Source organism: Phaeobacter sp. QD34_24, assembly GCF_028890115.1.
In the GTDB taxonomy this organism is placed as follows: domain Bacteria; phylum Pseudomonadota; class Alphaproteobacteria; order Rhodobacterales; family Rhodobacteraceae; genus Phycobacter.
On record NZ_JARCJD010000023.1, the window covers coordinates 14,097 to 27,136 of the forward strand.

Below are 13,040 nucleotides of genomic sequence, written 5' to 3' on the forward strand. Positions count from 1 at the left end.
CGAAAAAATGCGCGCATCGAAAGATTCTTTTGCGCCCACCACAGAGGCGCCATCAGGCGGCTGGTGCGGCGTCTTCCAGGCGCAGTTGCGGGCTTTGGCGGCCTCCCCAGGTGTTGACCTCCAGCCGCCCGGCAAAATGGAACCTTGCACCGCCATGGTCGAGCAGGCGCTGCCCCATAGCCGTGTCGAAGGCCCCGAAACAGATCGCGTCGATGCCACCGCCCAGACCATCGCTGAGCGACAGTTTCAGGTGCGATTCTCCAACCCGCTTGGCAAAACGCACCTCAAGATCGCCAAAGGCATAGCGCGGGGCAGGGGCTCCGGCACCGAATGGGCCTGCCTGCTCGATCTGTTCGATCAGATCGACCGTGGCCGCACCGGGCATCAGCATGCCGTCCAGTTTCAGATCTGCGGGGCCAAGGTCGCCTGCGCCCTGTTTTGCCAGAAGATCGCCAAGGCGTGCCATCGCCTCTTCCAGCTTGTCGCGCGCCACGGTCAGGCCCGCCGCCATCTTGTGACCGCCGCCCTTGATCAGGTGGCCCTCGCTGGCGAGGCGCTGGATGGCAGCGCCAAGGTCGATGCCGCTGACCGACCGGCCCGATCCCTTGCCCTCGTCCCCGTCAAGGCCGATCACCACGGCAGGGCGGCCTGCGGCCTCTTTCAGGCGCGAGGCAACGATGCCGACGACGCCCGGATGCCAGCCTTCACCGGCGGCCCAGACCAGCGGTGCGTCCAGCCCGCGCGCCTCGGCCTGCTCCAGGGCGGCGGCGCGCACTGCGTTCTCGATGTCGCGGCGTTCGGTGTTCAGCTGGTCGAGCCGCTCGGCGAGCGCTGCGGCCTCATGCGGGTTGTCCGTCGCCAGGAGCCGCGCACCCAGATCCGCCTTGCCGATGCGCCCGCCCGCATTGACCCGCGGGCCAAGCAGAAAGCCAAGGTGATAGGTGGAGGGCGCCGAATCCATCCGGCTGATATCGGCCAGCGCCACAAGCCCCACCCGTTTGCGCGCGGCCATGACCTTCAGCCCCTGGCGCACCAGCGCCCGGTTGGCCCCGATCAAGGGGGCCACATCCGCCACCGTCGCCAAGGCGACAAGGTCCAAAAGCGCCATCAGGTCCGGCCCGGTGCCCAGCCCCTTGTCGCGGGCCTGGCGGCGCACCTCCACCAGCATCAGGAAGACCACCCCTGCGGCGCAGAAGTAGCCCAGATCGCCCTCTTCGTCCTGCCGGTTGGGGTTCACCACGGCAACGCAGTCGGGCAGGGTCTCGCCGCCCAGGTGGTGGTCCAGCACGATGACATCGGCGCCCTTGGCGGCGGCGATGGGACCATGCGAAAGCGTGCCGCAATCGACGCAGACGATCAGGTCGTGGTCGCGGGCGAGCGCCGACATGGCGGCGTCATTCGGTCCGTAGCCTTCGTCGATACGGTCGGGGATATAGAGTGTCGCATCCTGCCCCATGGCGCGCAGCCAGACCAGGAGCAGCGCCGCCGAGCTGCCCCCGTCCACGTCGTAATCGGCAAAGACGGCAATGCGCTGGCGCTGCTCGACGGCCTGCAGGAAGCGCGCGGCGGCTGTCTCCATGTCCTTCATGCGGCGCGGGTCGGGCAGCAGATCCTTCAGGGCGGGCGCCAGAAACCCGGCGGCCTCATGGGCGGGCACACCGCGCCGGGCCAGCACCTGGCAGACGGCGGCGGGCAGGCCGGTCTGCTGCGCCATGCCTTCCGAGGCGCGCTGCTGATCGATACCGGGGCCGACCCAGCGGCGCCCGGTGAGAGACTGTTCAACCCCAAGAAAGCTCAACCTGTTACTCCCATGAAAGAGGGCCGGATCCTGCCTGGACCCGGCCCTGGATGTTGCCAACCTGCTGGAGCCGCGCGGCAGGCGTGCTCCCTGTCAGAGGGCTATTTGGCTCAGGCCTTGGTCTCGACCGGGGTGCGGTAGGACATGCGGCGCACCGATCCGGTTTTCGAACGCATCAGAAGCGTGGTGGTCTCGACCCAGCCCGGCTCGCGCTTGATGCGCGGCAGGAGCGAGCCGCCGGTCACACCGGTGGCGGCAAAGATCACGTCCTGGGTGACCATCTCGTCGCGGCTGTAGACGCGGTCCAGATCGGTGATGCCCGCCTTGGCGGCGCGGCCCTTTTCATCGTCGTTGCGGAACAACAGGCGGCCGAAGATCTGCCCGCCCATGCATTTCAGCGCGGCTGCGGCCAGAACGCCCTCGGGCGCGCCGCCCTGGCCCATGTACATGTCGATACCGGTGATTTCGCTTTCGGCGCAATGCATGACACCGGCCACGTCGCCATCGGTGATCAGGCGGATCGAGGCGCCGGTTTCACGTACCTCGGCGATCATCGCCTCGTGGCGGGGGCGTTCCAGGATGCAGACGGTGATGTCGGAAGGCGCGCAGCCCTTGGCCTTGGCCAGAGCCTCCACCCGCTCACGCGGGGACATGTCGAGCGAGACAACGCCTTCAGGGTAGCCGGGGCCGATGGCCAGCTTGTCCATATAGGTGTCCGGCGCATGTAGCATCGAGCCGCGCGGGCCCATGGCGATCACGGTCAGCGCGTTGGGCATGTCCTTGGCGGTCAGCGTGGTGCCTTCGAGCGGATCCAGCGCGATGTCCACGCCGGGGCCATTGCCGGTGCCGACCTCTTCGCCGATGAACAGCATCGGCGCCTCGTCGCGCTCGCCTTCGCCGATGACGACGACGCCTGCGATGTCCAAGAGGTTCAGCTGTTCGCGCATGGCGTTGACGGCGGCCTGGTCGGCGGCCTTTTCATCGCCGCGCCCGATCAGAGAGGCCGAGGCAAGGGCAGCCTGTTCGGCGACCCGGGCCAGGCCCAGGGACAGCATGCGGTCGTGAAAGGGGGCGTCGGAGCTGGTCGAGGTCATACTCAATAATCCTGTGTCAATCCGTATGGGTTGCTTGTCGATACCCTGCGCGGGGGGCTTGGGGCAAGGGAGGAAGCGCGGATGCCTCCGCATTCGGAGGGCTTTCCGCGCGCTTGGGTGGGGTGTTCGCGGCTCAAAGTTCTTCGATGCGCAGGGCCACCGGCTCACCATCCACGACGCCGGTTGTGGTCAGACCGGCAAGGGCGTCGCCCAGCATGGCACTGGTGCATTTGTGGGTGACGATCAGCACCGGGGCGGTGGTGTCGGAATGGCCATATTGGCGCATCCGGTCGATGGAAACGCCGGCATCGCCCAGGGCGGCGGCGACCTTGGCCATGGCGCCCGGTTTATCCTGTAGCGCAAGGCGCAGATAGTAGGGCGCGGGCAGGCCCGAGATGGCCGAGGGGGCTTCTTGCAGCGTGGTCGCAGGCTGGCCGAAGGTGGCGATGCGGAAGCCACGGGCGATATCGCAGATATCACCCAGGACGGCGCTGGCGGTCGGGCCTTCTCCGGCGCCGGGGCCGCGCAGCACGATCTGCTCGACCGCGTCGCCTTCGATCACCACCATGTTGGTGCCGCCTTCCAGCTGACCCAGGGGCGAATTCGCAGGCACCAGGCAGGGGGTCATCCGCTGTTCCAAACCGCGCGCGGATTTCCGGGCCACGCCCAAGAGCTTGATCCGGTAGCCCATATCGGCGGCATGGCGGATGTCCTCGATGGCGATGCGCTGGATGCCTTCCAGCTGCACATTGCCGAAATCGGGCTTGGTGCCAAAGGCGATCGCCGCCAGAAGCGCCAGCTTGTGACCGGCATCGATGCCGCCCACGTCCAGATTGGGATCTGCTTCCAGATAGCCGAGGCGGCCGCATTCCTCGAACAGGGCGTTATAGCCCTGTCCGGTGGCTTCCATCTGGGTCAGGATGTAGTTGCAGGTGCCATTCATCACACCCATCACCCGGGTGATCTCGTTGCCTGCCAGCCCTTCGGTCAGGGATTTGATCACCGGGATGCCGCCGGCCACGGCGGCCTCAAAGCGGATCACCCGGCCTGCGGCCTCGGCCTGCTCGGCCAGGGCCTGGCCGTGGATGGCCAAGAGCGCCTTGTTGGCGGTGACCACATCCTTGCCCGCTGCCAGCGCTGCCTCGGTCGCCGCCTTGGCCGCACCTTCATGGCCGCCCATCAGTTCGACGAAGACATCGACATCATCGCGGGTGGCAAGCGCCACGGGATCGGTCTCCCAGGCATAGGAGGAGAGGGAGACGCCGCGATCCTTGCTGGCATCGCGGGCGGAGACCGCGCTGATCACCACCGGGCGGCCGGTCCGGGCCTCCAGCAGTGCGGCCTGGCGGCGAATGATTCTCACCACGCCGACGCCAACCGTGCCCAAACCTGCAATCCCAAGGCGAAGCGGCTCTGTCATGGCGGGAGGTCCTTTGTCTCAACTCGTTTGCCCCGCCTTAGCCGGTTCGGGCCAGCGGTGCAACGCTGCGGGCACATGCAGGACAGAGAAAGCGGGGGCCAAAGGCGCATGGCGGCGAAAAACCGATCAGAACTGGGCGCGGCGCAGCGCCTCTGCGCGGGCTTTCAGCCGGGCGCTGCGCGCGTCCAACTGTCGTTCCAGCCGGAGGCTTTCCTCTTCGGGGGCAGGCAGGGGAGGAACGCTCTGCTCCAGCGGCATGAGAGCGGGATAGTCGGCGCCGCGCAGATCCGGCGTCAGCCGGTCTTCGATTTCAGGCACCCGCGTGCAGGCGGTGGCGGCAGCCGTCAACAGGACCAGCAGGGCCGTCCTGGAAAATCGGGTCTGCCATCCCGGCTGGACCATGGTGTCGCTCCTTCTTGCGCGGATCCTTGATGCACAATTGCAGGCTCTTGCACAAGCTGAGCTTTTTTCTGGCGGGGCTTTTTTCTGAACACGTGTTCAGATACTTTGGGCCCATGGCACGTACCCAAGGCTCTCATTCCGATATCACCGGCCCGCGCATCCGCGATGCAGCGCTCAGGCTATTTGCGCAGCATGGGTTTGCGGCGGTCTCGATGCGGCAGATCGCGGCCGAGGTCGGGGTGCAGGCCGGTGCGCTCTACAACTACACCTCGGACAAGCAGAGCCTGCTGTTCAGCCTGATGCGTCGCCACATGAGCGATCTGTTGGCGGCCTGGCAGGCCGAACCGGTGGCCGATGGCGCCCTGGACCGGCTGGAGCGCTTCGTGCGCTTTCACATTCGCTATCACATGGAGCGCCCGGATGCGGTATTCATCGCCTATATGGAGCTGCGCAACCTCTCGGAAGAGAATTTTGCCAGCATCGAATCCATGCGGCGCAGCTATGAGAACGCGCTGGAGGGCATTCTGAGGCAAGGGGTGGAAGAGGGCGCCTTCCAGATCCCGGACACCAAGATCGCGACCCTGGCCGTGATCGCCATGCTGAACGGTGTGATGACCTGGTATCGCGCGGGCGGGCGCCTGTCGCTGGAAGAGGTCGAAACGATCTACTGGGACATGGTGCGCAAGGCGGTGGCGGCCTGACGCCAGGCCCGCCCCGGCAGCCCGGGGCAGGGAGGCTTTCAGGTCAGTGCGCCGGTTTGATGAAGGTGCCGTTGTTCAGATCCCGGAAGGCCTGGCGCAGCTCGGCCTGGGTATTCATCACGATGGGGCCATGCCAGGCGACGGGCTCTTCGATCGGAGCGCCTGAAATCAACAGGAAGCGCACCCCATCCGGGCCGGCCTGAACGGTGATCTCCTCGCCGGTGCCGAACCGCACCAGGGTGCGGTCGCCGGACATGTCGCGGATATGCAGCTCTTCGCCCGCGACCTCTTTTTCCAGCAGAACCCCCTGCGGGCGCGAGGCATCGACAAAGGCGCCTTGGCCTTCAAAGATATAGGCAAATGCGCGCCGGTAGGTATCGATCTTGAAGGTCTTGCGCACCCCGGCAGGCACGTAGACATCCAGATACTGCGGGTCTGCCGCGATCCCGTCCACCGGGCCTTTCTTGCCCCAGAACTCCCCCACGATGACCTTCACGCGGGTGCCGTCGTCGTCGATCACCTCGGGGATCTCCTTGCCCTGGACATCCTGATAGCGCGGGTCGGTCATCTTCTGGCTCGAAGGCAGGTTGCCCCAGAGCTGGAAGCCGTGCATCTGGCCCTGGGCGTTTCCCTTCGGCATCTCCTGATGCAGGATGCCGGAGCCGGCGGTCATCCATTGCACATCGCCTGCGCCCAGGGTGCCGGTATTGCCGAGCGAGTCGCCGTGCTCGACCGTGCCGGACAGGACATAGGTTATCGTCTCGATGCCGCGGTGGGGATGCCAGGGAAAGCCGCGCAGGTAGTCCTGCGGGAATTCGTTGCGGAAATCGTCAAACAGCAGGAAGGGGTCCAGCTCGCTTGGATCCTGAAAGCCAAAGGCACGGTGCAGCTTCACACCTGCGCCCTCCATCGTGGGCATGGCGCTGCGGGTCTCAAGTATCGGTCTGATCGACATCGGATGGCTCCTGGCCTGTTCGCGTTTGCCTAAAGATAGGAGCCAATGGCTGGGGCGCAAATCCCCATCCTGCGACAGAGACTGTGCGCCATCGCGCAAGTGGGGGGGGTCGCGAACGGTCCGACGCTGTCGTTTTCCGAGAGGTTTGCCGCTGTGATCCCCTGCAAGCTGGATTGGCAATGAGGAGGCGGAAGCGAGGGTGCCACCATGACTGAGGGATTGAAGACCGGCTTTATCGGGCTCGGCAATGTGGGCGGCAAGCTGGCGGGCAGCCTCTTGCGCAATGGCGTGGACCTGTCGGTGCATGACCTCGATCCGGCGCGGGTTGCCGATTTCGTCGCCCGCGGCGCTGGGGCGGGGGCATCGCCTGCCGCGATGATGCAGGCCTGCGATGTGGTGATCACCTGCCTGCCGTCGCCTGCTGCATGCGATGCGGTGATGCAGGAGATGCTGCCCCATGTGGCCGAGGGCAAGATCTGGATCGAGATGTCGACCACGGACGAGGCCGAAGTGCGCCGTCTGGCACAGGCGGTCGAGGCGCGCGGTGGTCTGGCGATGGAATGCCCCGTTTCGGGGGGCTGCCATCGCGCCGACACCGGCAATATCTCGATCTTTGCGGGCGGGCCGCGCGATGGCTTCGAGCGGGTGCTGCCGCTGTTGACGATCCTGGGGCGCCGCGTGCTCCACACCGGGGAGATCGGTACCGCAAGCACGCTGAAGGTGATGACCAACTACCTGGCGACGGCGAATCTTTTGACCCTGTGCGAAGCGCTGACCACGATGAAGGCGGCAGGGCTGGACCTGGCCACAACCTACGAGGCGATCCGGATCAGCTCGGGCACCTCATTTGTACATGAAACCGAAAGCCAGCTGATCCTGTCGGGCAGTCGCGATGTGAATTTCACCATGGATCTGGTGCTGAAGGACATCGGCCTGTTCCAGGCGATTGCCGAGCGCAATGCGGTGCCGCTGGAATTGTCGCCCGAGGTGATCCGCATCATGCAGGACGGGCAGACCCGTTATGGCAATCGCGCGCAGTCGGATCGGATCATCGAACGGCTGGAAGAGGCGGCGGGCGTCAGCGTATTGGCCGATGGCTTCCCGCAGGAGCTGATCGACGAAGAGCCCGAAGAGCGCGGTCACGAGGTGCGGATCCGCAGGGCCGCAGCAGAATAGGGCGCTCAGGATCCGTCCGGCATCCACAGGGCCGCGATACGAGGGCTGTTCGTCCGCCGCGTTTCACGCTATGCCGCGCAACAACAGGTCACAGGAGGCAGCGACATGGCGGAAGAGGTGGTGACAACGATCGAGGCGTCGGGACCCCGGCGTGTCATGGGGGTCGGCATGCTGGCCGCCGTTGGAGTGATCCTGCTCTATGTGGCCTTTTCATCGCCGCCCTCGGCCGCCTGGCTGGTGTTCCTGCTGGCGGTGGGGCTGGGCGCTCTCTGGCTGGCCGCGCGCATGTGGCAGGCGACCGCCTATCGGATCGAGCTGACCGAAGAGGTGTTGCGTTGCTCGGACGGGACCGAGATTGCCCGCATCGCCGATATCGAAGCCATCGACCGCGGCTTTTTTGCCTTCAAGCCCTCCAACGGTTTCCTGATGCGCCGCAAGACGCCGGGTCCGCGCGCCTGGTTCCCGGGGCTGTGGTGGCGTATGGGGCGCCGGATCGGGGTCGGAGGTGTCACCCCAGGCTCTCAGAGCAAGGCGATGTCGGAAATCCTGGCGGCGATGATCGCGCGGCGCGATCTTGGCACGACGCTGGACGACTGACCACCGGACGACTGACCATTGGTCAATGGTAACTGGTAACTGGTAACTGGTAACTGGCCGATGATCTGTGACGACAGGCGCAGGATGAGGGTGGCGTGCGCGTCGTCGGTCACGCCTCCTCGGGTCATGCCTGTCTAGTCGACCACACCAGTATCGCCAGCGCCGTCGTCGTGGCTGCCCCCGGCATCGACGTCGCCCTCAAATCGCACCAGCGGCGCAAAACGCGGGCGGGTGAAGACGAAGTTGTTGATGTCCAGGTCCGGCAGTCCGACCCGAAAGGCGGGTGTCACCTGGTTGCGGGTCTCCACCAGGATCACGCGCTCCTGATCGGGCATGTTGGGCAGGTCGTCCTTGACGTTGGAAATCGTGCCATCGGTCCATTGTTCCAGCGCGCCGCCGCGCACTGCGGACCAGTCCACGTAGTAGCGCTGATCATCCTCATCCCAACGGATCACCGAAACCCGCAGGCTCATGTTGGAATCCGACCGGATCAGCAGCTTGGTCATCTCATACATGCTGTCGATATAGTCGTTGTTGAGCGCGGTGGTCTCCCGCGAGATCAGGTCCGATACCGTATAGGCGGCCTTCAGGTTCACGCTTTCCTGACGGAAGGCATCGAAGAAGGTGTAAAAGGCGGCAAAGACCCCCAGAAGCAGCGGCGCATAGATCGCGAATTCGATCGAGACCGAGCCGTCGCTGTCGCGGGAGAATGTCTTCAGGCGGTGGCGCAGGGCGTGAAACATGGGCTTACCTCGGCTCCTGAACAAAGGCCGATGCGGCAAAGAGGCTCACGCGACCGTCGGCATCCTTGCCAAGGCTGCCGCCCAGCCCCCAATCGGAAAAGATCGGTGAGAACTTCATGCAGGCGCGGATCAGCATCAGCTGGTTGGATTGACCGCTGGTGAAGGTGCGCACCGGCTGAACCTCTTCGATGCGGCTGACGCAGTCGGGCGTGGCATTCACGCCGGTCCAGTTGAAGGGATCGAGCCGCACCATTTCAAGGCGCAGCGAGGTGGCGCAATTGTCGATGAAACCGGACCGGGCGCAGACCTCGTCGCGGATCGCGTCATGCTGGGCGGCGGCCCCGGTCGAAAGCCGGATGCCGCGCACGGTCTGATCCAGGGCGCGTTCCAGCTGCGACTGGCGGATATTGATCAGCCCCAGTTCCACCGTGGACATCAGGATCATCAGGAAGGCCGGGATGATGATCGCGAATTCCAGCGAGGCATTGCCGTCTTCGCGCTGGCGGAACCGTCTCAGTGCAGTGTGGCATCGGCGTATCATTGGGTCAGCCTCAGCTGGCGGATGGAAGTTGCGATGGAGGCAAAGGCATCGGAGATTTCCAACCCGTCCACGTCAAAGTAATGGGCATCCGAGCTGGCGCAGTCCTGCAGCACCGCCACGCCGTCGCTGGGGGCCTCGAAGCCGATGGTGTAGACGATGATGCCCTGATCCTTGGCCGCCTGGCAGATGGCACGGGTGCGGGCGTTCTTGGTCGAGTTGCCGTAGGAGGAATAGACGTAGTTGTACCAGTAGGTGCGCGCATAGGAGCGGCCCATTGCGTTGGAGAACATGTAATAGACTGATTTGACCGAGGTGTAGGCATAGAGATCGCCGAAATTCAGCTCCGCGACGGTGCCGCCCTCGGTCGCGGTGCGCCTGCAGCTGCCATAATACCATTGATAGCAATACTCGGTGCCGGGGGAGGCGCCATAGGGATGATCCATCCAGATCCCGCGATTGTGCCAGTAGTAGCGGTTGTTGTGCGGGTCATAGGTGGAATAGACGCCCTGCTCGGGGTTGTACCATACGCCGGTGGCCCCGCTGCGATAGTCTTCGTTCATGTAGTATTGCGAGGTGTTCTGCCCGTCGGTCATCAGCACGATGACCTTGATGGTCTCGAAATCGTTGTATTCTGCGGGGCGTGCACTGAAATCGCTGGGGACAATCGCGTCGGCGCCGGTGGCAAGCGCGTTGATTGCGGGGCGCGCGCTGGGATCCAGAAGGGCGGTACCCCATTTCATGCCGACATCAATGGAGGTATTGCCCCAGGCCGTTAGGCTCTGGATGAAGTTCTTGAGCGTGGTTGCGTTTTTTTCAAACAGCAGCACTTCCCGGTCTTCGTCGTGGGAACAGACTTCCTGATTGATGAGCGTGCCGCTGGACCGGTAATCACTCCCCGACCAAGGGCTGAACAGCATCGAACCTTGCAGGGCTTCGGTCGTGGATAGCGCGGTGGTGTCGAAATGGTCACTCTGGAAGTTCACGCAGTTGGCATAGGTCTGTGGGCGGTCGATATTGTATTGCTCGGCCAGTTCATCCGGGATCGAGACCTGCGTCGCATAAGGGACGATGGAAACCGACATCTTTCCGTCGGTGGTATTGGCCACCATCGTATCGATGAAATCCTTGGCCGCGACCTTGAGATTGGTCAGGCGGCTGTTGGAGTTCATGGACCCAGACACATCCAGCACCAGCGAGATTTCCAGCCCGTCGATGCTTTCTTCGGCGCGGGCATTGGCATGCAGCGGCATGTTGGCGCCGCCCGAGAATTCCAGCATATGGGTGTCAAAGGTGGTGTTGATCGTGCTTTCCACCTTCTTGTAGCCCAGGCCCTGCTCCACGATGGGGGGCTGGTAATACTCATCCAGACCCGCCTTGCTGAGGTAGTCCTGAACCACCAAGGCCGGGGACAGGGGTTGATCCAGGTCGGCGGCGGCCAGAACCGCACGGTCCAGGGTATACTGCAGGATGGTCCGGTCCCGCTCCATCCGCATCAGGTCGATGCCGATGCCGCCGATCGCCAGCATGGCCAGAAAGAAGAAGATGGTCGGCGCGGCCATGGCGCCACTGTCGTCACGTGCAAAGTCGCGCAGCCGAACCGCCTGCGCGCTCAGAACGCTATGCTTTGGGCCTTTTTCGGTCTTGCCACGCGCACACATGCAACACACCCCCATGTCCCGTGCCGTCAATCAGGGCGCACTCCGCCCTTTCGCAACTGGTCTTCATGATTGCTTGGGGAAGATGGCGGAAATGGGGCGCGGCCTGGGCGAAACCTTAACGATTGTGATCTGATCCCGGATCAATGAGGGGTGGTGAATGAGGGATTGTTTCCCCTGGGGAAATAGTATCGGTTCAGAAGGATATCGAATCACTAGACCAATGCGTTCGAGGCGATTCTTATTATTGGAATGGTAAAAAAGGTCGCAGGTCTTAAACTTCCATGCACAGAGTTGCCTTAGATTTGATCATGAGTCGTTGCAAAAGCACGGAGAAATGCCAATGAGCAGCCAGAACGAACCCAGTTTCCGCGAGAGTGTAGATTTGATGTTCAACCGCGCGGTCTCCATCATGGACCTGCCGCCGGGGCTGGAGGAAAAGATCCGGGTCTGCAATGCGACCTATACCGTGCGGTTCGGCGTGCGCCTGCGTGGCAAGATCCAGACCTTCACCGGCTATCGCTCGGTCCACTCCGAACATATGGAGCCAGTGAAGGGTGGTATCCGCTACGCACTTGGCGTCAACCAGGACGAGGTCGAGGCGCTGGCGGCGCTGATGACCTACAAATGTGCCCTGGTGGAGGCGCCCTTTGGTGGCTCCAAGGGGGGGCTGTGCATCGATCCGCGCGAATATGAGGAACACGAGCTGGAGCTGATCACCCGCCGCTTTGCCTATGAGCTGGCCAAGCGCGACCTGATCCACCCCAGCCAGAACGTGCCCGCCCCCGACATGGGCACGGGCGAACGGGAAATGGCCTGGATCGCGGATCAATACGCGCGGATGAACACCACCGACATCAACGCCCGCGCCTGTGTCACCGGCAAGCCCTTGAATGCCGGCGGCATCGCGGGCCGGGTCGAGGCGACGGGCCGCGGCGTGCAATACGCTCTACGCGAGTTCTTCCGCCACCCCGAGGATATCGCCAAGGCGGGTCTCTCTGGCAAGCTCGACGGCAAGCGCGTGATCGTGCAGGGCCTCGGCAATGTGGGCTATCACGCCGCCAAGTTCCTGAGCGAGGAAGACGGCGCCCTGATCACCGGCATCATCGAACGCGACGGCGCCCTGCACCGCGAAGAGGGGCTGGATGTGGAGGCCGTGCGCAACTGGATCGTCAAACATGGCGGCATTGCCGGTTATCCGGATGCGACCCATACCGCCGATGGTGCCACCCTGCTGGAGCAGGAGTGCGATATCCTGATCCCGGCGGCGCTGGAAGGCGTCATCAACATGTCCAACGCTGCACGTATCAAGGCGCCGCTGATCATCGAGGCCGCCAACGGCCCGGTGACTGCCGGCGCGGATGAGATCCTGCGCGAAAAGGGCACGGTGATCATCCCCGACATGTATGCCAACGCGGGCGGTGTGACCGTCTCCTATTTCGAATGGGTCAAGAACCTCAGCCACATCCGCTTTGGCCGCATGCAGCGCCGCCAGGAAGAGGCGCGCCACCAGCTGGTGGTGGACGAACTGGAGAAACTGTCGGAAAGCCTTGGCAAGACCTGGACGCTGGATCCGCGCTTCAAGGAGAAATACCTGCGCGGCGCCGATGAGCTGGAACTGGTGCGCTCGGGGCTCGATGACACCATGCGCATCGCCTACCAGTCCATGCGCGAGGTCTGGCATGCACGCGACGACGTGATGGACCTGCGCACGGCGGCCTATCTGGTGTCGATCGAAAAGGTCGCCGCCAGCTACCGTGCCAAGGGGCTGTAGCGCGCATTCAGCCTTAGCTTTTGGGATGTGGCGGGCCGTTGTGTCCGCCATTTTCTTTTCCCGGCGCCTTTTGTCCGGGCGGTATGTTCCTTTTTGCCGCCCTTGCCCACTTGCGCCACGAAGCGTCGCATTCAGAACTAGACAGGACTGCCCAGAAATCGTCGACTGCGCCGGTAGCGGATTG

General features: G+C 64.0%; 12 protein-coding genes. 4 read left to right on the forward strand and 8 right to left on the reverse strand.

Annotation, left to right across the window (positions count from 1 at the left end; genetic code table 11):
* Window positions 1-52 precede the first annotated feature (52 nt).
* From recJ to PXK07_RS16130, 4 genes are all read right to left on the reverse strand, one after another.
* Window positions 53-1,798 carry a single-stranded-DNA-specific exonuclease RecJ gene (recJ, locus tag PXK07_RS16115; protein WP_274849395.1) on the reverse strand — a complete coding sequence of 582 codons (1,746 nt, stop codon included), beginning with the start codon at window positions 1,796-1,798 and terminating at the stop codon, window positions 53-55.
* A gap of 110 nt (window positions 1,799-1,908) precedes the next feature.
* A complete protein-coding gene (gene glpX / locus PXK07_RS16120) occupies window positions 1,909-2,892 on the reverse strand; it encodes a class II fructose-bisphosphatase (RefSeq protein ID WP_274849396.1) in 984 nt (327 codons plus the stop codon).
* Window positions 2,893-3,025: 133 nt separating this feature from the next.
* Window positions 3,026-4,312 (reverse strand): homoserine dehydrogenase, encoded by a 1,287-nt coding sequence (locus tag PXK07_RS16125; RefSeq protein WP_274849397.1) that lies wholly within the window; start codon window positions 4,310-4,312, stop codon window positions 3,026-3,028.
* A 126-nt stretch (window positions 4,313-4,438) separates the two neighbouring features.
* On the reverse strand, window positions 4,439-4,714 hold the full coding sequence (locus PXK07_RS16130; protein WP_274849398.1) for a hypothetical protein: 276 nt from the start codon (window positions 4,712-4,714) through the stop codon (window positions 4,439-4,441).
* A 113-nt stretch (window positions 4,715-4,827) separates the two neighbouring features.
* Here PXK07_RS16130 and PXK07_RS16135 point away from each other — a divergent pair, with 113 nt between their 5' ends.
* A complete protein-coding gene (locus PXK07_RS16135) occupies window positions 4,828-5,415 on the forward strand; it encodes a TetR/AcrR family transcriptional regulator (RefSeq protein WP_274849399.1) in 588 nt (195 codons plus the stop codon).
* A gap of 43 nt (window positions 5,416-5,458) precedes the next feature.
* Here PXK07_RS16135 and PXK07_RS16140 read toward each other — a convergent pair whose 3' ends face one another.
* Complete coding sequence (locus PXK07_RS16140) at window positions 5,459-6,370, reverse strand: pirin family protein (RefSeq protein WP_274849400.1); 912 nt, start codon at window positions 6,368-6,370, stop codon at window positions 5,459-5,461.
* A 219-nt stretch (window positions 6,371-6,589) separates the two neighbouring features.
* On the opposite strand from PXK07_RS16140, the gene PXK07_RS16145 reads away from it, so the two are divergent.
* Both PXK07_RS16145 and PXK07_RS16150 read left to right on the forward strand, forming a co-directional pair.
* A complete protein-coding gene (locus PXK07_RS16145; RefSeq protein WP_274849414.1) occupies window positions 6,590-7,546 on the forward strand; it encodes an NAD(P)-dependent oxidoreductase in 957 nt (318 codons plus the stop codon).
* Between the two features lie 105 nt (window positions 7,547-7,651).
* A complete protein-coding gene (locus PXK07_RS16150; protein WP_274849401.1) occupies window positions 7,652-8,143 on the forward strand; it encodes a hypothetical protein in 492 nt (163 codons plus the stop codon).
* A 134-nt stretch (window positions 8,144-8,277) separates the two neighbouring features.
* Here PXK07_RS16150 and PXK07_RS16155 read toward each other — a convergent pair whose 3' ends face one another.
* From PXK07_RS16155 to PXK07_RS16165, 3 genes are read right to left on the reverse strand one after another with little or no spacing between them, the layout of a single operon-like run.
* A complete protein-coding gene (locus PXK07_RS16155; RefSeq protein ID WP_274849402.1) occupies window positions 8,278-8,886 on the reverse strand; it encodes a TadE/TadG family type IV pilus assembly protein in 609 nt (202 codons plus the stop codon).
* A 4-nt stretch (window positions 8,887-8,890) separates the two neighbouring features.
* Window positions 8,891-9,427: a TadE/TadG family type IV pilus assembly protein gene (locus PXK07_RS16160; protein WP_274849403.1), complete on the reverse strand. Its 537-nt coding sequence runs from the start codon at window positions 9,425-9,427 to the stop codon at window positions 8,891-8,893.
* Window positions 9,424-11,085 (reverse strand): TadE/TadG family type IV pilus assembly protein, encoded by a 1,662-nt coding sequence (locus PXK07_RS16165; RefSeq protein WP_274849404.1) that lies wholly within the window; start codon window positions 11,083-11,085, stop codon window positions 9,424-9,426. The genes PXK07_RS16160 and PXK07_RS16165 overlap by 4 nt, the downstream gene beginning before the upstream one ends.
* A 340-nt stretch (window positions 11,086-11,425) precedes the next feature.
* On the opposite strand from PXK07_RS16165, the gene PXK07_RS16170 reads away from it, so the two are divergent.
* Entirely contained in the window at window positions 11,426-12,856 is a 1,431-nt protein-coding gene (locus PXK07_RS16170; RefSeq protein ID WP_274849405.1) for a Glu/Leu/Phe/Val family dehydrogenase, read from the forward strand.
* The last annotated feature ends 184 nt before the right edge of the window (window positions 12,857-13,040 follow it).